The organism is Pseudomonas salicis, assembly GCF_057128705.1.
On record NZ_JBSKHU010000008.1, the window covers coordinates 158149 to 180827 of the forward strand.

A 22679-nucleotide genomic window follows, 5' to 3' on the forward strand; every position below is an offset into this window, starting at 1 on the left:
ACCAGAGTTCCATTTATTTTCGGCCTCGTATGAAAGGCTTCTGAACCCGCGCTCAGAAGCCGTTTCCCGTATCAGGCGCCGGAAATTGCGTCCTCATGCAGCAATTTCGCAATGGTTGCGCTGACACCATGCCCCTCCCGAATCAGCGCCGCGAACCGGTGCAGCATCTGTGGGCCGGTGTCATGGAGCAGCGCATCGCACAGCAGCCGTTTGACCGGCCCGTTCTCTGGAGGCGCTTCGGCAGCAAAGGGTGGGTCGGGAATGAGCGCGGTCAGACGCGCGTAAACATCTGCGCCCGGGGTGTCTTCGTCGATGCCGAACAGGTCGCTGAAGAGCATGCCTAACGTGCCGGCAGGTTGGTAATTGGGCCGGTCCCACTTTGGGACGTCCGTGCTTTGCTTTTCGATCTTTTCGAGATTCCGGCGGATCTTGCCGGGAATCGTGGCCGTCGCGCGGGCTTCGGAGTAGTAGACCATTCGGGCGAGACTGGCGGCGTCCTTGACGTTTTTCCAGATGACGTACCAGATCTGCGAAACGCTGTGGGTTTTCAAGCCTTCGCGCAACGTGCTCCTGATTTCGTCGAACTGGGATGCGTCCAGATCGTGATCGAATGCGCTGCACTTGTCCGCCAGGTAACTCATGGCGTCGGCACTGGCGAAATCCAGCCAGAGGTTGAACAACGCCAACCCGTCGCTGTACTCCCGGTCCAGTTGGCTGCGCAGGATTGCCGTGCTCGCCTCCGGTTGCCGGTCGGGCGCCAGGGTGTAGACGACCTGTCGGGTTCGAATCACCAAATGGCCATCGAGCAAGAAATACGTGCCGGGTGCGGCCAGGCGCGGAACCTCGCGCAACACGTCCGCTGTTACAAGCCGTTCGATAAATCGATCGGCGTCGGCAGGCACCAGCGATGTGCAGTCGTCGACGGTGAACGCCCCATCGGTCAGTCGGGGTGACAGGGCCGCATTGAGCGCCAGCAGCAGTAAAGCCTGATCGTCTTTCAACTGCGCGTAATCGATCTCGTGGTTCGGAAGCTGGGCGACGTAAGCGTCGAGCTGGACGTCAAGCGCTGCGGTGGCGGCGGCCTGTGCTTCGCGGTCCTTTTGATCCTGCAGGACTTGGCAAGCGGGGCACGGGCGGATGGACCTTTGTGGAAACTTCTTGGCCAGTGAGCGGCTTTTGACTTCCATGATCGCGCTGCAGTACCGGCAGGTCAGGTTTTCATCGAATGCACGACACCATTCCCTGACATGCCCTGCCAGCGAGCCGCTGTGGGCGATGTCCCGAAAGGGCACCAGATCGATCACCTTTTCCTTGAATTCCCCGTCTTCGGTCATGGCCCAATAGCGAACGGCCAAGGCCTTTTCTTCGGGGTCACTCGTGAGCATTTCGAGCTTGATTGGCATAGCTGGGATCAATCCATTGTTCATGATGAGTTGAATGACAGGCGTTGTCGGCTTTATGCAGCGGCCTCGCCTGCAGAGCGGTCGAAACAACAAGTAACGACCGCCTTCATCATCCTTGGACGGAGGTTGGGGTCGCTGTCAGTCAAGGATGGCGTGAGTTGTAGTCCGGGTCCGTTAACTGTCCTGTTCAGGGGTGGAAATCTGTTCGCTCGGTGTGCTCGCTCGGGTAAACGTCTGAGATTCTGCTGAAACGATTCGGGAACGGCGGGGCGTGGTGCACGAGGTTTCTCACCTGACCACCGAATACAGGATGTCGTGAAACGGATTAATTGAGAGTGGCTTGATTTGGCGCAATGCGCGGGATTGAGACAGCGTTTTCCGCGCCAATAATGCGTGGGAAATCAAAGAAATCTGCCCTGTTTTTGGGTCAATACGATAGTCTTCGCACCATTGTCGATACGGACACCTGGATTGGAAGGCTATAGATGGCGCCTGATGACTATCTCGTAATGACCAGCGCGGAATGGGCGGGGCTGCGCGCCAGCACGCCACTGACTTTATCCGAAGAAGATCTGGCGGCATTACGGGGCGTAAACGAAGATATTTCCCTGGAAGATGTCGTCAATATCTATCTTCCGCTGTCGCGCCTGATCAACTTGCACGTCAACGCGGCCCGCAGTCTGGCCAGCATCAAGGACACGTTCCTTGGCCGTCCGGCAAAAAAACAGACGTACGTGGTGGCCGTTGCAGGCAGCGTCGCCGTGGGCAAGAGCACTTTCGCCCGTGTGTTACAGGCGCTGATGGCCCGCTGGCCCGATCATCCGCGGGTCGATCTGGTCACTACCGACGGCTTTCTCCACCCCAATGCCAAGCTGGCAGCAGGGGATATCATGCACCGCAAGGGCTTTCCGGAAAGCTACGATCGCAAGCGCATGGTCAAGTTTCTTTCCGACCTCAAGGCTGGCATTCCGGTGATCAGCGCGCCGGTGTATTCGCACATCAGCTATGACATCGTGCCGGACAAATTCATCGAGATCAGCCAGCCGGACATCCTGATTTTCGAAGGGCTGAACGTTCTGCAAACCGAAGGCAACGACGGTCAGAAGCCGGGCAGCATCGTGTCGGACTTTTTCGACTTCTCGATCTATCTGGACGCTGCCGAGGGCGATATCGAGCGCTGGTACGTCGAGCGGTTCCTGATGCTGCAACAAACGGCGTTTCGTGCGCGTGGTGCTTACTTCCGCGAACTCGCTGACTTGCCTCCCGAGAAATCCCCTGACGCGGCGCGCAAGATCTGGCGCGACATCAACCGGCCGAACCTGCTGGAAAACATCCTGCCAACCCGCGAGCGCGCGAGTCTGGTGGTGCGCAAGGCGGCGGATCATTCGGTTAAGGAATTGTGGCTGCGCTGATGCTCAAACCCGTCCTGTTTGCTTCGGCGCTGTTCGCCCTGTGTTTCAGTGCATCTGCCCTGGCGGACGGCAATACGCTGTTGCTCGAATGCCAGGACGGGATCGCCAGCATGGGCGGCGGGACGGCGAAAAATCCCGTGGGGATCGGCCACTGCGTCGGCGTGCTACAAGCCACCATCGACACCCTTGATCTTGTCCACGAAGCGGGCGGTACGCCGAAGCTGGTGTGCGTGCCCGAAGGCGGCATTCCGATGGTTCAGTCGATGCGCATTGTGGTCCAGTCACTGGAAGAACACCCGCAAAGCCTGCATTTGAACGAGTCCGTGCTGGTCACCGCTGCGCTAAAAAACGCCTTCCCTTGCCAATAAACGTCACGCCCCGAGCGTGAACGCCATCAACGTCTAGAGTTGATGGGCCAGCCTGATTTGTTGGCGAATTCTCCTACATCTATAAGCCCATCTTCAGCCGGTTTGAAGGTGCATTTCTGGTACTTGCCTGGAAAAGAAAGGACGCTGACCATGCGCATCAATGCGTTGATCGTGGTGCTGCTGACCGGCCTGGTCGCAGCCACCTTCGGTTTCGGAATTTACCTGTTTGCCCAGTTGGTGCCGGACATGCGCGCCAGTCTGGGCTTCGACATTTCCTACGTGGGCACCCTGACGGCTGCCGGGCAATTCGGCTATCTGACGTGCGCGTTGGTGGCTGCCTGGTTGACGGCGCGGCTCGGCGGCGGCTGGGTGATTTTTGGCTCTGGCGTGGTGTGCGCCTTGGCGCTGATCGTACTGTCGATGGCCCAGAGTGTGCTGCTGATCGGCGTGCTGCTGACCGTATTGGCGGGCACGGCGGCCACGGTGTTCGTGCCGATGGTCGACGTCATCTCGCGCACGGTCGCTTACAAATACCGCGGCATGGCCATGGGACTGGTGTCCAGCGGCACCAGCTACGGCGTGTTCGTCAACAGCCTGTTGGTGCCGCTGTATGCGCCGCAGGGGGAATGGCGCACCGTGTGGTGGATCGTCGGGCTGATCACCACCATGTTGGCCGTCGGCGTGCTGATCGTGTTCAAACGTGCGCGGCTGTTCGTCAACACCTCCCGCGCCACTGCTGCAATCGATCCCACGGCGAAGGTCGGAAAAACGGCGATGTTGCAACCGTGGGTGCTGATGGTCTGGGCGATTAATTTCCTGCTCGGCTTCTCGACCTTTCCGTTCCAGAACTACCTGTCGTCCTACCTGCGCACCGAACTGAATTTCGACGTGACCTACACCGCGCAGATCTGGGCCAGCATCGGTTTCGTCGGCATGTTCGCGGGCCTCGCAGTGGGCTGGCTGTCGGATCGCATCGGACTGCGCATTACCATGATGCTGGTGTTCGTCTGCGTGGCGGTGGCGTCGTTGATCCTCGTCGTGCACCCGGCCGGGTATTGGCCACTGGTGGCGGGGGTGCTGTTCTCCCTCGCGTTCTACCCCATCTTCGGGCTGATCCCGGCCTACGTCTCGAAAATGGCCAGCACGGCTGCGTTGGCCGTCACCCTTTTTGGTGTCGCGAACATCATGCAAGGGGTGGGCGGCATGCTCGGCAACTTCAGCGGCGGTGTGCTGGCGAGTTTCAGCGGATCGTTTTCAGGGCTGTATGTGGCGATCGGACTGGTCGCGCTGGTGATGGCTGGGCTGGCGTTGCGGTTGCCGAGGGAAGGAAAGGAGCTGCCGTCGGAAGACGCACCGGTTGCTGCGGGCGTCTGAGCGGGCGATGTCAGGACCGGCCGCAATTGATCGCGGACCGGTCGTTTGAGAGGGACTACAACGTCACTCGACCCACCACACAGGGCTGCACATCGCCACCGACCCAAATCCGCTCGCCGATCTGTTCGATGTGGATTCGCCCCTTGTGCCCAATCACCGTGCCTTGGCGGGCGGTGTAGGCGCTTGGCGCCAACCCTGCGCCAATCAGCCATTGCGCCAGGCTTGCGTTGAGGCTTCCGGTCACCGGGTCTTCCGCAGCGATGTCACCGATCAGGGCGCGCACTTCGAAATCGGCCTCGGCGTCGGCGCCTGTCCAGGGTGCGACGGCACCAATATTCATGCCTTTCAGCGCTGGGTAATCCGGTTGGATCGCCAGCAATTCGTCCCGGCTTTCGAGCAGGATCGCGACCCAGCCGGGGCCATTGTCGGCCCATTGGCTGGCAACGATGCGCTCGGGCTGGATCTGCAAACCGGTGGCGATGGCCTGCAACACCTCCGCTTCTACCGGACCGCTGCGTTTCAACGGGGGCGCCGCGAAGGCAAGGCGGGAACCGTCGCGACGCAAGCGGACCAGTCCCGCGCCGCATTCCTGAACCACTTCATCGCCCTTGGGAATGCCGCCGTTGTCGAGCCAGACGAAACAGCTGCCCAACGTCGGGTGCCCTGCGAATGGCAGCTCGCGGGTGGTGGTGAAAATGCGCACGCGGTAGTCGGCGTCGGGGTGCGTCGGACGTAGCAGGAACGTGGTCTCGCTGAGGTTGGTCCAGCGGGCGAACGCGGCCATCTGCGCGTCAGTCACGTCATCGGCGGCGATCACCACGGCCAGCGGGTTGCCCTCGGTGGCGGCGCTGGAAAAGACATCGACCTGCTGAAAACTCAGTGGTTGGGGCACGGTACTCTCCTGTTTATGCGGTGGGCGCGGTCACTCTAGGCAGGCGCGACCACGCTGTACAGGCACAGATTCACACTCATTCCCGGCCAATGTGTGTGGTCTGCAGAGACGTCACCCGGCCAGTTCGCGGCCCGATAACCAGGCGGTCACATCGAACGAGGGACAGGCCTTGATGAACTCATCGGCGCTGATGACGCCGTCGCCATTGCGGTCCGGTGACAGGTCTCGATGGCCCAGGATGCGGGCGTCGGGATAGCGTTTGCGCAGGTCGTCCAGCAGTTGTCCCAAGGCGGCGAATTGCGCGGTGGTGAAGGTGTTGGCGGGTTTCCCGGCTGCGTCCAGGCCTCCGGCCAGGCATATGCCGATCGAGCGTGAGTTATGGCCTTTGACGTGAGCGCCGACGGCTGTCTCCGGGCGACCGGTTTCCACGGCGCCGTTGCGGCGGATGACGTAGTGGTAGCCCACCGTATCGAAGCCACGCTGGACGTGCCATTGAGTGATCTCCCTCACGCCGATGTCGTACGTGGGACGAGTCGCCGAGCAGTGGACCACCAGCAGATCGGTGGCCGTGCGAAAGGTCGGTTTATAAAGTGGAGGTGATGCTTTCATGGTTTTGCTTCCTTGCAAGGTCAATAGGAACCCTGAAGGAATACGCAAGGAGGGCGAAGGTCAACTCCGCAAACGTTGCAGAACGTCTCCATGACGGCTGCAACGTTGCGAAGGAGGCGGAGCTTCGATCAGGCCGGGAAGTGCAGCGCGTTGGTCAGGTCGCCCATGGGCGTTTGGCCACGGGCGATCATCGCGTTGTCGCGTTCGGTCAGGCCGTCGAGTTTTTCCAGGCCGTGCACACGGGTTATCAGGCGCAGGATCGACGCCGTGTCATAGACCGTGTGGTCCACGGTGCCCTTGCGGGCGAACGGCGAAACGACGAGGGCCGGAACCCGCGTGCCCGGACCCCAGCGATCACCTTTCGGCGGTGCCACGTGGTCCCACCAGCCACCGTTCTCGTCCACGGTCACGACAACCACCATGTTTTTCCATTGCGGGCTGTTACGCAGGACTTTCAGGGCGCGGTCGATGTGACGGTCACCGGCGGCCACGTCGGCGTAACCGGCGTGCATGTTCAGGTTGCCCTGTGGCTTGTAGAACGTCACGGCAGGCAGCTTGCCCGCCTCGGCGTCGGCGAGGAACCTGTTGGTGCTGGCTTCATCCCCCAGGCCGCCGTCGCGCAGACGTTTCTTACGCTCGGACGGGTTCTCCGGGCCTTGCTGCTTGAAGTAGTTGAACGGCTGGTGGTGGTACTGGAAGTTCGGGATCTTCGGGATGCCCGTGGAATCCTTGTACTCGTCCAGGGTCACCTGCCAGGCCCCGGCGTACCAGGCCCAGTCGATATCCTTTTTCGACAGCTTGTCGCCGATGTGATCGTGGCTCTGGGGCACCAGCACGTTGGCCAGGTTCGGCTGCGAGTAGTCCGGTTTTTCCTTGTCGCGCAGCCAGGTCGGCCAGTAGGGCGGGGCCATGGTGTTGACCGCATAGCCGTCCGGCGTCAGGGCGCTGGGGCCGAATTGCGGCGGGCCGGACATCGCGCTGGCCGGGGATTTTTCCAGCGGCTTGAGGCGGTAGTCCAGCGGATCGCTGCTTTCGAGGGTGGCGATTTGCGACTTGGCGGCAGAATTCGCGGCGTCCGGGTAGAACGGCGCGCGGGCGGAAATCAGGTACTGGTGATTCAGGAACGAGCCACCGAAGGCGCCTTGGAAAAAGTTGTCGCAGAGCACGAACTCGCGGGCGACGTCCCACAGGCGCAAGGAATATTGGGTCTGGCTGTAATAGCCCATGGTCAGGCCACCGGAATCGGCCCACGCCACGAAGGCGTCGTTCTTACCGCCGTTGATCTGCATCTGGTTTTGGTAGAACACGTGCCACAGGTCGCGGGTGATCAGCCCCAGCGGCAGGTCTTCGCCGGACGGACCTTTGAGGGCGTACGGCGCGTTGGGCAGGTTTTCCTGATATTGCACGCCGGTGGCGTAGGTCACGCCGTCGAGGCTTTGCGGGCCAATCTGGCACACGCCACCCCAGGCGGGTGGCAAGTTGTCGAGGACCTTGCCGTCGCGGTCGCGCTGACGGAAATCGTCCTTTTTGACGGCGGACAGGGGTTTTTCCACGCCCGGGAAATCGGCGAACAGGTTGTTGAAGCTGCGGTTTTCCGCGTAGATCACCACGATGGTTTTGACGTTGTCGTGCAGCGCCTTATCCAGATGAGGACCGCTTAGCGTGGTTTCCAGCGCGGCGGCATCGCCGCCTTTTTTCGATTCGCTGGCTGTGACGACACCGCTCAGCGTCGCACCCGCGCCCAGCACGGCGACACCGCCCAGAAAGCGGCGACGGCTGGTGTCGGTGGGGCTGTCGATCGAAGTTTCAGGGGTGGACGGTTTGCTTGGGTCTTGAGGTGTGTCGCTCATCACGGCTCCTGCTCACAGAACTGAAGTGTTGCGAATTATGTCGAGGGAGCCTAATCCTGCAATGTGACGGTATTGCTACAGGCTAAGAGGTGCAGGGTTGAGCCCTTTCACCCTTTTGTCATGACGCACACAAACAGAAAGGCCTGCGCGGACCTGTGGGGTTGCGATGACCTGTGGGAGCGAATTCATTCGCGAAAAGGCAGTGCGGCTGACACCTCTCTATCGGCTGGACGATTTTTCGCGAACGAATTCGCTCCTACGGAAGGCCGCGGTCATCCTGCGACACCGCAGTGTGACTTCGGGATACGCAAAGGCTTACGGCATCGCAGGCCCATCCACGGGTAACCCGGAGGAGGTGTTGTAGCGGCTCATGATCCGGTCGATCTCGCCAGACATGCGCATCCTCAACAAAATTCGCATCAACCGCTGCGCCGGAATGTCGGAGTCGTTGCGCACGATGCAGCCCACCGGTTGCTCGTCGATCACTGCCACGCCGCGCAGCTTCTGGTCGTCCGGCAGGTTGCGGTTGAACCAGTCCAGCGACCATTGATTCCCGACCGCGTAGCGATAGCGATGAATCTGAAGCTTCTGTAGGACCTGGACTTCACTGCGGGCATCGTCGCGGCGCAGGGTGTGGTTGTCGAACGCGGTCTGCAAGGTGGGGTAGGCGTAGCCCAGCACCGTGCCGATGGTTTCGTTCGTCAGGTTGTCGGGCGTTCGCGGGGTGGCGTTGTCCGGGGTGCTGATCAACAGGTCGCGCTGAATCAACAGCGGCAGGCTCCAGGTGTAATCCCCGGACAGACTGGGCATCCACGACTGCGCCGCATAACAGCGCACGTCAATGGCGCCGCGCTCCAGCGTGCGTTGCACACGTTGGATGGGCACGACACGGTATTCCGCGCTCAGGTTGGCGTGGGCGGCCATGCTCTGCATGATGTCGAAGATCAACCCGCTGGTGGGCTGATGATCTTCGATCTGCACCAGCGGCATTCCCCACGCATCGGCAATGGAGAACCGCAACGGTGCCTGTTCGGCCACGACCGGCCCACTTGTCAGCAACACAGCGCTCAACGCCAGCAGACGCATAAGGTCTCCTTTAAGAGCAAAACGGTGCTATCGGACAGTGGTGGCAGTCTAGCGGCAGATTCTTTATATGCGCGCACTCATATTGCCCGGATGCAATTTTGGCCCCGCTCCGCTAGCATTAGCGGTCTTCCGCATCCCAGTCGCGACGGTTTTCAATGAGTTATCAGGTTCTTGCACGTAAATGGCGTCCGCGCTCGTTCCGCGAAATGGTCGGCCAGACCCATGTGCTCAAGGCCTTGATCAACGCCCTGGACAGCCAACGCCTGCACCACGCCTATCTGTTCACAGGCACGCGGGGCGTCGGCAAGACCACCATCGCGCGGATCATCGCCAAGTGCCTGAACTGCGAAACCGGCATCACGTCTTCGCCCTGTGGCGAATGTTCGGTCTGCCGGGAGATCGACGAGGGCCGTTTCGTCGACCTGATTGAGATCGATGCCGCGAGCCGCACCAAGGTCGAAGACACCCGCGAACTGCTCGACAACGTGCAGTACGCCCCGAGCCGAGGACGCTTCAAGGTCTACCTGATCGACGAAGTGCACATGCTCTCCAGCCACTCGTTCAACGCCTTGCTCAAGACGCTGGAAGAGCCGCCGCCCTACGTCAAATTCATCCTCGCGACCACTGACCCGCAGAAACTGCCCGCGACCATCCTGTCGCGTTGCCTGCAGTTCTCGCTGAAAAACATGACGCCCGAGCGCGTGGTCGAGCACCTGACCCACGTGCTGGGCGCTGAAAACATTCCGTTCGAAGACGACGCGCTGTGGCTGCTGGGCCGCGCCGCCGACGGTTCGATGCGCGACGCCATGAGCCTCACGGATCAGGCGATCGCGTTCGGTGAAGGCAAGGTGCTGGCCACTGACGTGCGGGCGATGCTCGGCACGCTGGATCACGGCCAGGTCTATGACGTCCTCACGGCGCTGATCGACGGCGATGCGCGCTCGTTGCTCGAAGCCGTGCGCCATCTCGCCGAACAGGGGCCTGACTGGAACGGCGTGCTCTCGGAAATTCTCAACGTGCTACACCGCGTGGCCATCGCCCAGGCACTGCCTGAAGGCGTGGACAACGGTCATGGCGACCGCGATCGGGTGTTGGCACTGGCGCAGGCGCTGCCCGCCGAAGACGTGCAGTTCTATTACCAGATGGGCTTGATCGGCCGTCGCGACCTGCCTTTGGCGCCGGACCCCCGTGGCGGCTTCGAAATGGTGCTGCTGCGCATGCTGGCGTTCCGCCCGGCCGACAGCGACAGCGCGCCGAGACAGCCGCTAAAGTCAGTGGGGATCAACCCGGCCACGGTTGATTCCCAGACAGCGGTGGCCGGTGCAGCCCCTGTTGCATCGGTTCCGGCTTACATCCCGGCGCCCGTTGCGCAAGCCCCTGTCGCGATCCCGCCTCCCGTGGAAACACCGGCCCCGGTCGCAGCCGCTGTCCAGCCGCCCGCTCCGGCGGAAGAAGTTGATCTGCCGTGGAACGAGCCCAAGGCTGCGCAGCCGATCAACACTCCCGCGCCGGAACCCGAGCCGGTCGCAGCGCCCGTTGTCGAAGCCATTCCCGAGCCTGTGCTCGACACCGTCGCCGAACAGCCCGACCTTACGCCGATGCCGACGCCCGCCCCGGCGAGCCCGGTCCCGGATGCACCGGAGGTGGAATCCGAAGCGCAGCTGCAAGCCGCTGCCGAGACCGTCACCCCGGCCATGCTCGAACACGTGCCCGATGCTGTGCCGTATGTTCCCGCGCCCATGGAGCGCGACGACGAGCCGCCACCGGACGACGATTATTACGAACCGGACGTGGACATCGATCCTGCGTCGTTCGCCTATCTCGATGATTTAGCTCACGACGCAGTCGAGGCCGTGGAGAAAGAGCCCGAACTGCTGCCGGCCGCCAAGCCTGCCACAGGCCTGGCCGCAGACTGGCTCGAACTGTTCCCGAAACTGCCGATTTCCGGCATGACCGGCAGCATCGCCGCCAACTGCACGCTCATTTCAGTGGACGGCGACAGCTGGCTGTTGCACCTGGACCCGGCCCACAGTGCGCTGTTCAACCCGACGCAACAGCGCCGTTTGAACGATGCGCTGAACCAATACCACGAACGCACCCTCAATCTGACCATCGAGCTGATCAAGCCCGAACAGGAAACCCCGGCCCAGGCGGCGGCGCGTTGGCGTGCCGACCGTCAGCGCCAGGCGGAGGCGTCGATTCAAAGCGATCCGTTCATCCAGCAGATGATGCAGCAGTTTGGCGCGATCATCCGGGACGATACGATTGCCCCCGTGGATGCACCGGCGACCCCTTAATGACCGCGAGGCGCTAAGCTTTAACAGCGCCGCGCAACGACCCATCGACTTTCGAGGAGAACAACCATGATGAAAGGTGGCATGGCAGGCCTGATGAAGCAGGCCCAGCAAATGCAGGAAAAAATGGCCAAGATGCAGGAAGAACTGGCCAATGCCGAAGTGACCGGCCAATCCGGTGGCGGTTTGGTCAGTGTGGTGATGACCGGTCGCCATGACGTCAAACGCGTGAGCCTGGATGACAGCCTGATGCAGGAAGACAAAGACGTTCTCGAAGATCTGATCGCCGCGGCACTCAATGACGCCGTGCGCAAGATCGAAGCCGCGAGCCAGGAAAAAACCGCCAGCATGACCGCCGGTATGCAACTGCCGCCGGGCATGAAGCTGCCGTTCTGATCGAGCGGTCGTTGCGTCACCCGAATGCCAGGCCTCGTGCCTGGCATTTTTGTGCGTGGGGTCACCGATTCCTCAGCGTGTGCACGACCTGGAGCAGCGAATTCCTTCGCGAATAATGGTTCGGCCACTGCAGGCGTGCTGGATGTACCGGAGTCTCGTCGGAATGCCGCCCAGCGTGAATTCGTGTCGACAGGATTCTGCGGCGACTCGCAGTATTGCGTGTGCCATATTGAGCGCCCACATCCAACCGAACGCCGCCCGACAGCTACGGTCTGCTTTTTATAGCCATTCAAGGAGCCGCTCCCGATGTCGCAAGAACTGATCCTCAACCAGCGTATCGTCCTCGCTTCACGCCCCGAAGGCTCGCCGACCCCGGAAAACTTCCGACTCGAACGCGAGGCGTTGCCCGACCTGCAAGACGGTCAGGTTCAACTGCGCACGCTGTACCTGTCCCTCGACCCTTACATGCGCGGTCGCATGAGCGATGCGCCGTCCTACGCGCCACCGGTGGAAATCGACGGGGTGATGGAAGGCGGCGCGGTCAGCGTGGTCGAGCAATCGCGCAACCCTGCATTCAACGAGGGTGATCTGGTGGTGGGGCAGACTGGCTGGCAGACCCACAGCATCTCCGACGGCAAAAACCTCATGGCCATGCCCAAAGACCTGCCCAGCCCGTCGATGGCGGTCGGGGTGCTCGGCATGCCGGGCATCACCGGCTACATGGGGTTGATGCACATCGGCCAACCCAAGGCCGGTGAAACCCTGGTGGTGGCTGCGGCGTCCGGCGCGGTGGGTTCGGTGGTGGGCCAGGTCGCCAAGCTCCACGGCCTGCGCGTCGTGGGCATTGCCGGGGGCATCGACAAGTGCCGTTATGTAATGGACGAGCTGGGCTTCGACGCCTGTATCGATCACAAGAGCCCGCACTTCGCCGAACAGCTCAGCGAGGCTTGCCCCAGCGGCATCGACATTTATTTCGAGTTGGTCGGCGGCAAGATTTTCGAAGCGGTCATCCCACTACTCAATCAGCACGCCCGCATTCCGCTGTGCGGCGTCATTGCGCAATACAACGCCCAACGTTTGCCGGAAGGCCCGAATTACTTGCCGTTGCTGATGCGAACCCTGCTGACCAAACGCGCGCGGATTCAGGGCTTCATCGTGTACGAAGAGTATTACCACCGCCTGGACGAATTCATGCGCGACATGGTGCCGTTGGTGAAGGACGGCAAGGTCAAGTTCCGTGAGGACGTGGTCGAAGGCCTGGAACATGCGCCGGATGCCTTCATCGGCATGCTGGAGGGCAAGAACTTCGGCAAGCTGGTGGTGAAGGTGTCCTAAGCGCCATTTGACGCTTGTCAGAGGCGCGGGTATAAACCGCGTCTCGTGTTTTTGTGAGACTTTTCTTCAATGAGCTTCAGCCCCCTGATTCGCCAGTTGATCGACTCCCTGCGCATCCTGCCCGGCGTCGGTCAGAAAACCGCCCAGCGCATGGCGTTGCAGCTGCTGGAGCGTGATCGCAGCGGTGGCTCGCGTCTGGCTCAGGCATTGAGTCAGGCCATGGAAGGTGTCGGTCACTGCAAGCAATGCCGCACGCTTACCGAAGACGAACTTTGCCCGCAATGCTCGGACAACCGCCGCGACGACACGCTGCTGTGCGTAGTGGAAGGACCGATGGACGTGTATGCGGTGGAGCAGACCGGTTATCGCGGTCGCTACTTCGTGCTGAAGGGGCACCTGTCGCCGCTGGACGGGCTAGGGCCTGAAGCCATTGGCATCCCGCAACTGATGACGCGGATCGAAGAGCAGGGCACCTTCGCGGAAGTGATCCTCGCCACCAACCCCACCGTGGAAGGCGAGGCGACGGCCCATTACATCGCGCAACTGCTGACCGACAAAGGCCTCATCACCTCCCGCATCGCCCACGGCGTGCCGTTGGGCGGCGAGCTGGAGTTGGTGGACGGCGGGACCCTGGCGCATTCGTTTGCAGGGCGTAAACCCATAAAGCTTTGAGCTGAGACTAGGTGCTTTTGATTCTGGCCGCAGGCCGTAGGAGCAAGCTTGCTCGCGATCGGCTGCGCAGCAGTCGTAAAACCTGTGTTCGCCGTCTGCCTGACACCGCCGAGGTGTCAGGTTTTGCTGCCGCTTTGCGACAGATCGCGAGCAAGCTTGCTCCTACGCCCTCCGGGCAGAATCAAGATCTGATCCGCGGCGTTGCGGGTTTTACTTATCGCTCAACGCAAACTGCGTCAGGCAGAACGTCGGGATTTCCATGTCTTCCAGCCGCTGAGACCCGCCCAGTTCCGGGAGGTCGATGATGGCGGCGGCTTCGTGGACCTTGGCGCCCATGCGGCGGATCAGGTTGGCCGCGGCGACCAGCGTGCCGCCGGTGGCGATCAGGTCATCGAACATCACCACCGAGTCGCCGTCGCACAGGCTGTCGGCGTGGACTTCCAGAAACGCCTCGCCGTACTCGGTCTGATACCCCTCGGCCAGCACGTCCGCAGGCAGCTTGCCTTGTTTGCGAAACAGCACCAGCGGCTTGTTCAGTTCGTACGCGATGATCGAGCCGATGAGAAAACCCCGCGCATCCATCGCGCCGACGTGGGTGAATTCCGATTCAATGTAACGCTGGACGAAGCTGTCGATCACCAGGCGCAAGGCCTTGGGCGACTGAAACAAAGGGGTGATGTCACGGAAGATGATGCCGGGCTTGGGGAAGTCCACGACCGGGCGGATGAGGGATTTGAAGCTGAGTTCGTCGAAAATCATCGAAAGGTCCTGGGCAGGAAGACGCGCACAAAGAGCGTAGTCTAAGCCTGCCCGACCCTGACGGCCATCAGCTTTCCAGCGAACCTCCGGCCAAGGCGCACAGCTGGATCGGGTCCAGAATGTGAATTTCCTTGCCCTCGGCAGAGATCAGTTGGTTCTGCTGGAAGCGCGTGAACACCCGCGAAACGGTCTCTACGGCCAGCCCGAGGTAGTTGCCGATTTCGTTGCGCGACATGCTGAGGCGGAACTGATTGGCCGAGAACCCTCTGGCGCGGAAACGGGCGGAGAGGTTCACCAGAAAGGTGGCAATGCGCTCGTCGGCGGTCTTTTTCGACAGCAACAGCATCATTTGCTGATCATCACGAATCTCGCGGCTCATGACCCGCATCAACTGACGTCGCAATTGCGGCAATTGCACGGACAATTCGTCCAGACGCTCGAACGGGATCTCGCAGACCGACGTGGTTTCCATCGCTTGGGCCGAGACCGGGTAGGCCTCCGCGTCCATGCCCGACAGCCCGACCAACTCGCTGGGCAGATGAAAGCCGGTGAGCTGTTCTTCGCCGCTGTCGCTGAGGCTGAAGGTTTTCAGCGCGCCGGAACGCACGGCGTACACCGAATCGAACCCGTCACCCTGACGGAACAGAAACTCGCCTTTCTTCAGTGGACGGCCACGTTTGACGATGTCGTCGAGTGCGTCCATGTCTTCCATGTTCAATGAAAGCGGGAGGCACAGCGGGGCCAGGCTGCAATCCTTGCAGTGAGCCTGGGTATGAGCGCGCATTTTGACTGGCTCAGACATTGGGAAATTCCTTGTGAGAAGACACTTATCAGTCATAAGGGTAGCCCAGGGCTCAACCTTGCGACCAGCACGCGCCCTCCGTGGCGTGAAAATGATTCCTGCCGGCTTTGCGGAAATTTCCTAGATCACTCTGGAAAAACGCTGACGGTTTTGTAAGTCGAGGTAGGCGTCGAACACCATGCACACCGAACGCACCAAGAGACGTCCGGCGGGTGTGATCCGGATGCCGTTGGCGTCCAGATGAATCAGGCCGTCTTTGGCCATGGCCAGCAGTTTTGGCCAAACGTCGTTGAAATAACCGCGAAAATCGATGCCGAAGCGTTTTTCAATCGCGGCAAAGTCCAGCGTGAAATGGCAGATCAATTGCGCGATGACGGCGCGGCGAATGTGATCGTCCTCGTTGCACAGCAGCCCACGTTTGGTCGCGAGTTGATCGCTGGCGAGGGCCATTTGGTATTCAGCCAGATCACTGCTGTTTTGCGCATAAAGATCGCCAATCTGACTGATGGCCGACACGCCGAGGCCGATCAGGTCGCAGTGTCCGTGGGTGGTGTAGCCCTGAAAATTGCGTTGCAACGTGCCTTCTTCCTGCGCGATCGCCAGGTCGTCGTCGGGGAGGGCGAAATGATCCATGCCGATGTAGCGATAACCGGCGCGGGTCAACTGTTCGATGGTGCGTTGCAGCATCTGCAATTTGTGTTCGGCACTGGGCAGTTGGGCCGTGTCGATGCGCCGCTGCGGCATGAAACGCTCCGGCAGATGGGCGTAATTGAACACCGACAGGCGGTCAGGCTGCAGGGCAATGACCTCGTCCACGGTGCGGGCGAAACCGTCCGGGGTCTGTAACGGCAGGCCGTAGATCAGGTCGATGTTCACCGAGCGGAATTGCAGGGTGCGGGCCGCTTCGACGATGGCGCGGGTTTCATCGAGGCTTTGCAGGCGGTTGATGGCGCGTTGCACGAGCGGGTCGAGGTCCTGAACGCCGAGGCTGACACGGTTGAAACCCAGCTCGCGGAGCAGGCCCATGGTCGACCAGTCGGCTTCGCGGGGGTCGATCTCGATGCCGTAATCGCCGGAATGTTCATCCAGCAGGGTGAAGTGTTTGCGCAGGTGCGCCATCAGCTGACGCAGCTCGACGTGGCTGAGGAAGGTCGGGGTGCCACCGCCGAAGTGCAGTTGCTCCACCACCTGACGCTCGTCGACATGGCAGGCGATCATCTGGATTTCCTGCTCCAGACGCTGCAAATACGCCTGCGCCCGGCCTCGGTCCTTGGTGATGACCTTGTTGCAGGCGCAGTAGTAGCAAATGTTGGCGCAGAACGGGATGTGCACGTACAGCGACAACGGGCGCATCGCCTTGCGGCTGTCGCGCAACGCATGCAGCAGATCGAACGCGCCAACCTGATTATGAAACTGCACGGCCGTGGGGTAGGACGTGTAACGCGGTCCTGTCAGATCGTGGCGGTGGATGAGGTCTGAGTCCCAACGAAGGTCGTCGAGCATGCGGGTAGTCCCGAGGAGGCTGGCGTTAAAGGCAGTTTAAGGACTGTAGGACGGGGGTTTATTGATCTGGGTCAATGGCGGGTCAACCGGATACAGCTGGAGAAACAGGCGCTTTCTATGGGAGCGAATCCATTCTGGGCGGCATTCCGACGAAAAAGGGTTCTGGCGATGGAGACAGGGTGATTGTACGGGCCATTCGCGAATGAATTCGCTCCCACAGAAGAGACCGCATTTTTCCAGACGTTTACCCGGCCGGTCGTGGCCAGGCGGGTGATAATCAATGCCCCATCAACCAATGCTGATGCGGCCCCGGCAGGGTCCACAGTCCGAACAGCATCACCAGCAATCCGCCCGCGATCCGGATGCCGCGTTTACGCAGCAGTGTCGTCGTGCGTTCGGCCGCCAGTCCCGTTGCCAGCAACACCGGCCAGGTGCCCAGCCCGAAGGCCAGCATCAACAACGCGCTGTACACGGCATTGCCCTGACTGGCCGACCACAGCAACGTGCTGTAGACCAGGCCGCAGGGCAACCAGCCCCATAGCGCGCCGAGCAGCAGGGCCCTCGGCAGGCTCGACACGGGCAGCATCCGACTCGCCAGCGGCTGAATGTAACGCCACAGCCAGCGCCCCAGTCCTTCGATGCGCGTCAGGCCACTCCACCAGCCCGCCAGGTACAACCCCATGCAGATCAGCAACAGTGCCGCGATCACCCGCAACACCATGGCCCCCGGGCTGTTGGCCACGGCCCAGCCTGCCAGCCCGATCAGCACACCGGCGCAGGCGTAGCTGAAAATGCGTCCGAGGTTGTAGGCCAGCAGCAGGCGGAAACGTCGGCTGCGCTGCTCTTTGGGGATGGCCAACGTCAGCGCGCCCATCAACCCGCCGCACATGCCCAGGCAGTGACCGCCGCCGAGCAAGCCGAGGATCAGGGCGGAAAGGAGTTGGGGAAGGAGGTCAGGCATGGGCGGCATTTGGTGTTTTTAGGCTGAGCGCACAGACGCTATCGCGAGCAAGCTCACTCCTACAGAGTTGTGCGACATCCTGTAGGAGTGAGCTTGCTCGCGATAGCGACGTTGAATGCACCTCAAGCCCTGAACTGTTCACCCGATCTTCTTCTCACTCGGGACCGCTTTACCCGACGCCTCATCCACCCCGGCCTTGTGACTCGGGTCCTGATCGTCAAACAGAATGCTGTGCGCCGGGCCGTCCAGGTCGTCGTACTGGCCGCTGTCCACGGCCCAGAAAAACACGTAGATCGCCACCGCCACGATCAGCAGGGCCACCGGAATCATGATGTAGAGCGCGGGCATCGGGCCTCCGGAATCCGTTACACAGGCAACGGGCGTTGATGGCCCATCGGAACGAGTGTGACATCGCTGGCCTTCATCCGCGTCAGACGCAGCGCGTTCAGCACGACAATCAACGAACTGACTGACATGCCCGCCGCTGCCCACAACGGGGTGATCCAGCCCAGCGCCGCGAAGGGCAGCATGACGCTATTGTACACAGCGGCCCAGATCAGGTTTTCAAGGATGATGCGCCGGGTGCGCCGTGCGAGATCGAACGCCTGGACCAACGCCTGCAAACGGTTGGACAGCAGCACCGCGTCGGCGCTGGTTTTCGCCAGGTCGGTGGCCGAACCCATTGCCACGCTGATGTCCGCCGCCGCCAGCACCGGCACGTCGTTGACCCCGTCGCCGAGCATCAACACGGTCCGCCCTTCGGCCCTGAGTTGTTGAAGCAGGCGCAGTTTGTCATCCGGGCGCAGGCTGCCATGGGCCTCGTCGATGTTCAGTTGAGCGGCGACACACGCGACCATCGGTGAGCTGTCACCCGAGAGCAGCAGCGTTTTCCATCCGCGCTGTTTGCACGCGTTGATCAATGACGCCGCGTCATCGCGCAGACGGTCGTCGAGCACCAGCCACGCCAACGCCTGCTGCTCATCGCCCAAGAGCAGCCGCTGGCCGGGTTCATCGGGCATCCTGGGCACTGCGTTACCGCTCAGCTCGCAGACGAAGCCCGGCTCGCCGATTCGCAAGCGGCGACCTTCCACCCTGCCTTCCAAACCCAACCCAGGCGTATTGATCACCTGTTCGGCGTTCATCGGTGCCATGCCAAACGCACGGGCAATGGGGTGTTCGGAATGGCGCTCCAACGCCGCCGCCAGGCACAGACAATCGTCGCTGCTCAACGACCCCAATGGATGAATCGCTCGCAAGGTCAGGCGTCCTTCGGTGAGGGTGCCGGTTTTGTCGAAGATCACGGTGTCGATACGATTCAGCCCTTCGAGCACATGGCCTCGGGTCAGCAGCAGGCCCAGGCTGTGCAGTGTGCCGGTGGCGGTGGTCAGCGCGGTAGGCGTTGCCAGCGACAGCGCGCAAGGGCAGGTCGCGACCAACATCGCCAGCATGATCCAGAACGCCCGTTGCGGGTCCAGTTGCCACCACAGCAGACCGATGCCTGCGGCGAGCACCAGCGAAATCACCAAGAACCACTGTGCGGCGCGGTCGGCGATCTGCGCCATTCGGGGCTTTTCCGATTGCGCGCGGTCCAGCAGGCGAACGATGGCCGACAGCCGCGTGTCATGGCCCAGCGCGAGGACTTCAACGGTCAGCGGGCTCTCGACGTTCAGCGTCCCTGCGGTGACAGCATCGCCTGTCTGTCGCGACTGAGGCAGGTATTCCCCGGTGAGCACGGATTCATCGATGCTCGATTGCCCGTCCACGATGCGCCCGTCCGCTGGCAGCACGGCGCCAGGGTGCACCCGCACTCGATCATGCAGGCGCAATTCGCTGAGCAAAATACGCTCGCTCTGGCCATCCTCATCGAGACGCAGGCAGGAGGCGGGCAGCAGATTGACCAGTTGTGCGGTCGCGGCGGCCGTTCGTTCCCGGGCGCGGCGTTCCAGATAGCGTCCGGCGAGCAGGAACAGCGCGAACATCCCGACCGCGTCGAAGTACAGCTCGCCGACCCCGGTGATCGCCGTCCAGATCCCGGCGATGTAGGCCATGCCAATCGCCAGCGACACCGAGACGTCCATGGTCAGATGACGGGTGCGCACGTCGCGCAAAGCCCCTTTGAAGAACGGCACGCAGCTGTAAAAGACGATGGGCGTCGTCAGAAACATCGCCACCCAACGAAGGATGGTGTGCATCTCGGGGCTGAGGTCGATGTTGAATTCCGGCCAGGTCGCCATGGTCGCCATCATCGCCTGAAACCACAGCAGGCCCGCGACGCCCAGTTGGCGCAGGCTGCGACGGTTTTCCTGCGCAAGCCGCTCGGTGGCCTGATCCGCCTGATAGGGGTGCGCGACGTAACCGATGCTGCGCACTTCGTTCATGACCTGACTCAACGGCAACTGACGGTCGTTCCAGCGCAGGTGCAGGCGGTGGTTGGACAGGTTCAGGCGCGCCTCGACCATGGCGGGCAGGGCGCGCAAATGACGCTCGATCAACCAGCCGCACGCGGCACAACTGATGCCTTCGATCAGCAGCGTGGTCTCGGCGACGTCTTCGGCGTGATGCACGAACGGCGCCTGCACGTCGGGACGGTCGTAGAGCGCCTGCTCGTCCGCTAATTGCGTGGGCAACGTCTGAGGGTTGGTCGAGGCTTCGCTGCGATGGCTGTAGTAGCTTTCCAGCCCGCCCTCGACGATGGCTTGCGCCACGGCCTGGCAACCAGGGCAGCAGAACGCCCGTGTTTCACCGAGCACGACTGCATTGAAACGGCCACCACGAGGGACGGGCAGGGCGCAGTGGTAGCAGGGGATGGGCGCGTTCACGTCATCACTTCTTCGGCGCTTCGGCACCTTGAATCGGCTCGTCGCCCAGAATCAAGTCCTTGTCGCGGGTGATGGCTTCTTCTTCGAACAGGCGCCAGGTCTGGCTGTTTTCCACCCCTAGCAGCTCAACGAAACGCCGCCCTTCCACCCGGTCGCTGAGCTGTCCGACGTAGCGCCCCGGCTCGGCCGCGACCCGTGCCAGCACGATCTTGCGGTCTTTTTCCGGTTGGGTCGGGGAGATCAGATTGAGCACCAGCGTTTCCGGCTGGCTGTTGCCGGTCAGGCGCAGGCTCGTTTCGCCAGTCACGTCATCGAGACTCACGGTGGCGCGCAGCTTCAGGTTTTGCGCGAACAGTTCGCGGTCCAGCGAGCGGTTGATGCCTTTGCCCGCTTCGTAATAATTGTCGCTGACGAGGTTGTCCGGATGGGTCACGGCAATCGTCACCATCGAGAGTGTGAGGGTGACCGAGCACGCCAGAATGCCGATGAGAATCCATGGCCACAGGTGTTTGTACCAAGGGCTTGAAGCGGTTGCTGCGGTCATGTCTGACGTCTCTCAACGAACGTGGGGGCCGATGAACCGGCTCTTGGCCTGAACTTCGGTGCCGCTGTTTTCAATGTCTTTCAGGATGAACGTGATGTCGTTGGTGCTCGACGGCAGGCGTTCGGGCGCCACCGACAGCTCCACGGGCTGGGTGTAGATGTCTCCCGCTGGCACTTTGATCTCGCGACGGCCTTGCAGCTTGAGGTCCGGCAGACCCGTGGCGTCCAGCACGTACGTGTGATCGACCTGATCCTTGTTCATCACTTTGAGGCTGTAGACGTTCTCGATCCGGCCTTCGGCGTTCTCGCGGTACAGCACGCGGTCCTTGCTGACGTCGAAGCCCACCAGCGAGCGCATGAAAAACGCGCCGGTCAGCACGCCGATCATCACCAGCAGCACGACTGCGTAACCGATCAGGCGCGGCCGCAGTTTATGCGTCACTTGGCCGGAGAGGTTGTGTTCGGTGGTGTAGCTGATGAGGCCGCGAGGGTAGCTCATCTTGTCCATGATCGTGTCGCAGGCGTCGATGCACGCCGCGCAGCCGATGCACTCGATTTGCAAACCGTCGCGGATGTCGATGCCGGTGGGGCAGACCTGAACGCACATCGTGCAGTCGATGCAATCGCCCAGTCCCTGCGCCTTGTAGTCCACGTCCTTTTTACGCGGGCCACGTTTCTCGCCGCGACGTGGGTCGTAGGAGACGATCAGGGTGTCCTTGTCGAACATCACGCTTTGGAAACGCGCGTAGGGGCACATGTAGATGCACACCTGTTCCCGCAGCCAACCCGCGTTGCCGTAGGTGGCGAGGGTGAAAAAGCCGACCCAGAAATACGACCAGCCGTCGGCCTGCCCGGTGAAAAACTCAACGGCCAGTTCGCGAATAGGGGTGAAGTAGCCGACGAAGGTCAGGCCGGTGACCAGGCCGATCAACAACCACAGACCGTGTTTGGCGAACTTGCGGCCGAACTTGCCCGCGCTCATGGGGGCCTTGTCCAGCTTCATACGCTGGTTGCGGTCGCCCTCGGTGACCTTTTCGCACCACATGAAAATCCAGGTCCAGACACTTTGCGGGCAGGTGTAGCCGCACCAGACGCGTCCGGCGAACACTGTAATAAAGAAAAGCCCAAAGGCGCTGACGATCAGAATGCCGGAGAGCAGGATGAAGTCCTGCGGCCAGAAGGTCGCGCCGAAGATGTAGAACTTGCGCTCTGGCAGGTTCCACCACACCGCCTGATGACCGCTCCAGTTGAGCCAGACCGTGCCGAAATACAACAGAAACAGCACAACGCCCCCGCCAATCCGCAGGTTGCGAAACACACCGGTGAACGCCCGGGTGTAGATCTTCTCCCGAGAGGCGTAAAGGTCAACGTCCTCGCTCTTTGAGGGCGGCGTGACGTTGTGGACCGGAATCTGATTGCTCATTGGCATGTGCTCATCAAAGCGCCCCACGGCTGGGAAATTGCCCCGGCCAGTGCGTGCCGGTCGGGGTCGTTGGTGGTGTTCAAGCGGTGCCTCTTTTCCCTGTGATTTTAGTCGACGGGGCGACCTGCACGGTCTGTTTTGCCCGAAGGTGGTGGGCGCATGCGTTGATGGTTTCAGG

20 protein-coding genes are annotated in these 22679 nt (G+C 61.6%); 7 read left to right on the forward strand and 13 right to left on the reverse strand.

The window, feature by feature from the left end; all coding sequences use genetic code 11:
* Positions 1-71: 71 nt before the first annotated feature.
* Positions 72-1403 (reverse strand): hypothetical protein, encoded by a 1332-nt coding sequence (locus tag ACWKWE_RS26455; RefSeq protein WP_166597868.1) that lies wholly within the window; start codon positions 1401-1403, stop codon positions 72-74.
* A gap of 509 nt (positions 1404-1912) precedes the next feature.
* On the opposite strand from ACWKWE_RS26455, the gene coaA reads away from it, so the two are divergent.
* The 3 genes from coaA (at position 1913) to ACWKWE_RS26470 (ending at position 4557) form a co-directional block, all read left to right on the forward strand.
* On the forward strand, positions 1913-2815 hold the full coding sequence (gene coaA / locus ACWKWE_RS26460; RefSeq protein WP_483852150.1) for a type I pantothenate kinase: 903 nt from the start codon (positions 1913-1915) through the stop codon (positions 2813-2815).
* Positions 2815-3183, forward strand: coding sequence for a Rap1a/Tai family immunity protein (locus ACWKWE_RS26465; protein WP_483852151.1), 369 nt, complete (start codon positions 2815-2817; stop codon positions 3181-3183). Before coaA ends, ACWKWE_RS26465 begins: the two co-directional genes overlap by 1 nt.
* Before the next feature lie 150 nt (positions 3184-3333).
* Complete coding sequence (locus ACWKWE_RS26470; RefSeq protein ID WP_483852152.1) at positions 3334-4557, forward strand: MFS transporter; 1224 nt, start codon at positions 3334-3336, stop codon at positions 4555-4557.
* A 55-nt stretch (positions 4558-4612) separates the two neighbouring features.
* Here ACWKWE_RS26470 and ACWKWE_RS26475 read toward each other — a convergent pair whose 3' ends face one another.
* The 4 genes from ACWKWE_RS26475 to ACWKWE_RS26490 form a co-directional block, all read right to left on the reverse strand.
* Positions 4613-5449 (reverse strand): PhzF family phenazine biosynthesis protein, encoded by an 837-nt coding sequence (locus tag ACWKWE_RS26475; RefSeq protein WP_483852153.1) that lies wholly within the window; start codon positions 5447-5449, stop codon positions 4613-4615.
* A gap of 111 nt (positions 5450-5560) precedes the next feature.
* A complete protein-coding gene (locus ACWKWE_RS26480) occupies positions 5561-6058 on the reverse strand; it encodes an N-acetylmuramoyl-L-alanine amidase (protein ID WP_483852154.1) in 498 nt (165 codons plus the stop codon).
* A 128-nt stretch (positions 6059-6186) separates the two neighbouring features.
* On the reverse strand, positions 6187-7908 hold the full coding sequence (locus ACWKWE_RS26485) for an acid phosphatase (RefSeq protein WP_483852155.1): 1722 nt from the start codon (positions 7906-7908) through the stop codon (positions 6187-6189).
* A 315-nt stretch (positions 7909-8223) separates the two neighbouring features.
* Positions 8224-8994, reverse strand: coding sequence for a substrate-binding periplasmic protein (locus ACWKWE_RS26490; RefSeq protein WP_166597861.1), 771 nt, complete (start codon positions 8992-8994; stop codon positions 8224-8226).
* A gap of 155 nt (positions 8995-9149) precedes the next feature.
* On the opposite strand from ACWKWE_RS26490, the gene dnaX reads away from it, so the two are divergent.
* From dnaX to recR, 4 genes are all read left to right on the forward strand, one after another.
* On the forward strand, positions 9150-11291 hold the full coding sequence (dnaX, locus tag ACWKWE_RS26495; RefSeq protein ID WP_483852156.1) for a DNA polymerase III subunit gamma/tau: 2142 nt from the start codon (positions 9150-9152) through the stop codon (positions 11289-11291).
* Positions 11292-11357: 66 nt separating this feature from the next.
* The gene (locus ACWKWE_RS26500) at positions 11358-11684 is read left to right on the forward strand and encodes a YbaB/EbfC family nucleoid-associated protein (RefSeq protein WP_166597859.1); all 327 of its coding nucleotides are present in this window, start codon (positions 11358-11360) and stop codon (positions 11682-11684) included.
* A 306-nt stretch (positions 11685-11990) separates the two neighbouring features.
* A complete protein-coding gene (locus tag ACWKWE_RS26505) occupies positions 11991-13019 on the forward strand; it encodes an NADP-dependent oxidoreductase (RefSeq protein ID WP_341958895.1) in 1029 nt (342 codons plus the stop codon).
* Positions 13020-13088: 69 nt separating this feature from the next.
* Entirely contained in the window at positions 13089-13691 is a 603-nt protein-coding gene (gene recR / locus ACWKWE_RS26510; protein ID WP_166597857.1) for a recombination mediator RecR, read from the forward strand.
* A gap of 210 nt (positions 13692-13901) precedes the next feature.
* Here recR and ACWKWE_RS26515 read toward each other — a convergent pair whose 3' ends face one another.
* The 8 genes from ACWKWE_RS26515 to ccoG form a co-directional block, all read right to left on the reverse strand.
* Positions 13902-14450 carry an adenine phosphoribosyltransferase gene (locus ACWKWE_RS26515; protein WP_483852157.1) on the reverse strand — a complete coding sequence of 183 codons (549 nt, stop codon included), beginning with the start codon at positions 14448-14450 and terminating at the stop codon, positions 13902-13904.
* A gap of 67 nt (positions 14451-14517) precedes the next feature.
* Positions 14518-15252, reverse strand: coding sequence for a fumarate/nitrate reduction transcriptional regulator Fnr (fnr, locus tag ACWKWE_RS26520; RefSeq protein ID WP_341958892.1), 735 nt, complete (start codon positions 15250-15252; stop codon positions 14518-14520).
* A 120-nt stretch (positions 15253-15372) separates the two neighbouring features.
* Entirely contained in the window at positions 15373-16755 is a 1383-nt protein-coding gene (gene hemN / locus ACWKWE_RS26525) for an oxygen-independent coproporphyrinogen III oxidase (RefSeq protein WP_483852158.1), read from the reverse strand.
* A 277-nt stretch (positions 16756-17032) separates the two neighbouring features.
* Positions 17033-17716 (reverse strand): sulfite exporter TauE/SafE family protein, encoded by a 684-nt coding sequence (locus ACWKWE_RS26530; RefSeq protein WP_483852159.1) that lies wholly within the window; start codon positions 17714-17716, stop codon positions 17033-17035.
* 138 nt (positions 17717-17854) lie between these two features.
* The gene (gene ccoS, locus ACWKWE_RS26535; RefSeq protein WP_166597852.1) at positions 17855-18064 is read right to left on the reverse strand and encodes a cbb3-type cytochrome oxidase assembly protein CcoS; all 210 of its coding nucleotides are present in this window, start codon (positions 18062-18064) and stop codon (positions 17855-17857) included.
* Positions 18065-18081: 17 nt separating this feature from the next.
* Positions 18082-20535 carry a heavy metal translocating P-type ATPase gene (locus tag ACWKWE_RS26540; protein ID WP_483852160.1) on the reverse strand — a complete coding sequence of 818 codons (2454 nt, stop codon included), beginning with the start codon at positions 20533-20535 and terminating at the stop codon, positions 18082-18084.
* A gap of 4 nt (positions 20536-20539) precedes the next feature.
* Complete coding sequence (locus tag ACWKWE_RS26545) at positions 20540-21079, reverse strand: FixH family protein (RefSeq protein WP_341958889.1); 540 nt, start codon at positions 21077-21079, stop codon at positions 20540-20542.
* Positions 21080-21091: 12 nt separating this feature from the next.
* Positions 21092-22501 (reverse strand): cytochrome c oxidase accessory protein CcoG, encoded by a 1410-nt coding sequence (ccoG, locus tag ACWKWE_RS26550; RefSeq protein WP_483852161.1) that lies wholly within the window; start codon positions 22499-22501, stop codon positions 21092-21094.
* Between the last annotated feature and the right edge of the window lie 178 nt (positions 22502-22679).

What these genes read in the sequence shown, in the direction of transcription:
- ACWKWE_RS26455 (WP_166597868.1), bottom strand. Translation starts at nt 1,403, where the DNA reads ATGCCAATCAAGCTCGAAATGCTCACGAGTGACCCCGAAGAAAAGGCC.
- coaA (WP_483852150.1), top strand. Translation starts at nt 1,913, where the DNA reads ATGACCAGCGCGGAATGGGCGGGGCTGCGCGCCAGCACGCCACTGACT.
- ACWKWE_RS26465 (WP_483852151.1), top strand. Translation starts at nt 2,815, where the DNA reads ATGCTCAAACCCGTCCTGTTTGCTTCGGCGCTGTTCGCCCTGTGTTTC.
- ACWKWE_RS26470 (WP_483852152.1), top strand. Translation starts at nt 3,334, where the DNA reads ATGCGCATCAATGCGTTGATCGTGGTGCTGCTGACCGGCCTGGTCGCA.
- ACWKWE_RS26480 (WP_483852154.1), bottom strand. Translation starts at nt 6,058, where the DNA reads ATGAAAGCATCACCTCCACTTTATAAACCGACCTTTCGCACGGCCACC.
- ACWKWE_RS26485 (WP_483852155.1), bottom strand. Translation starts at nt 7,908, where the DNA reads ATGAGCGACACACCTCAAGACCCAAGCAAACCGTCCACCCCTGAAACT.
- ACWKWE_RS26490 (WP_166597861.1), bottom strand. Translation starts at nt 8,994, where the DNA reads ATGCGTCTGCTGGCGTTGAGCGCTGTGTTGCTGACAAGTGGGCCGGTC.
- dnaX (WP_483852156.1), top strand. Translation starts at nt 9,150, where the DNA reads ATGAGTTATCAGGTTCTTGCACGTAAATGGCGTCCGCGCTCGTTCCGC.
- ACWKWE_RS26500 (WP_166597859.1), top strand. Translation starts at nt 11,358, where the DNA reads ATGATGAAAGGTGGCATGGCAGGCCTGATGAAGCAGGCCCAGCAAATG.
- ACWKWE_RS26505 (WP_341958895.1), top strand. Translation starts at nt 11,991, where the DNA reads ATGTCGCAAGAACTGATCCTCAACCAGCGTATCGTCCTCGCTTCACGC.
- recR (WP_166597857.1), top strand. Translation starts at nt 13,089, where the DNA reads ATGAGCTTCAGCCCCCTGATTCGCCAGTTGATCGACTCCCTGCGCATC.
- ACWKWE_RS26515 (WP_483852157.1), bottom strand. Translation starts at nt 14,450, where the DNA reads ATGATTTTCGACGAACTCAGCTTCAAATCCCTCATCCGCCCGGTCGTG.
- fnr (WP_341958892.1), bottom strand. Translation starts at nt 15,252, where the DNA reads ATGTCTGAGCCAGTCAAAATGCGCGCTCATACCCAGGCTCACTGCAAG.
- hemN (WP_483852158.1), bottom strand. Translation starts at nt 16,755, where the DNA reads ATGCTCGACGACCTTCGTTGGGACTCAGACCTCATCCACCGCCACGAT.
- ACWKWE_RS26530 (WP_483852159.1), bottom strand. Translation starts at nt 17,716, where the DNA reads ATGCCTGACCTCCTTCCCCAACTCCTTTCCGCCCTGATCCTCGGCTTG.
- ccoS (WP_166597852.1), bottom strand. Translation starts at nt 18,064, where the DNA reads ATGCCCGCGCTCTACATCATGATTCCGGTGGCCCTGCTGATCGTGGCG.
- ACWKWE_RS26545 (WP_341958889.1), bottom strand. Translation starts at nt 21,079, where the DNA reads ATGACCGCAGCAACCGCTTCAAGCCCTTGGTACAAACACCTGTGGCCA.
- ccoG (WP_483852161.1), bottom strand. Translation starts at nt 22,501, where the DNA reads ATGAGCAATCAGATTCCGGTCCACAACGTCACGCCGCCCTCAAAGAGC.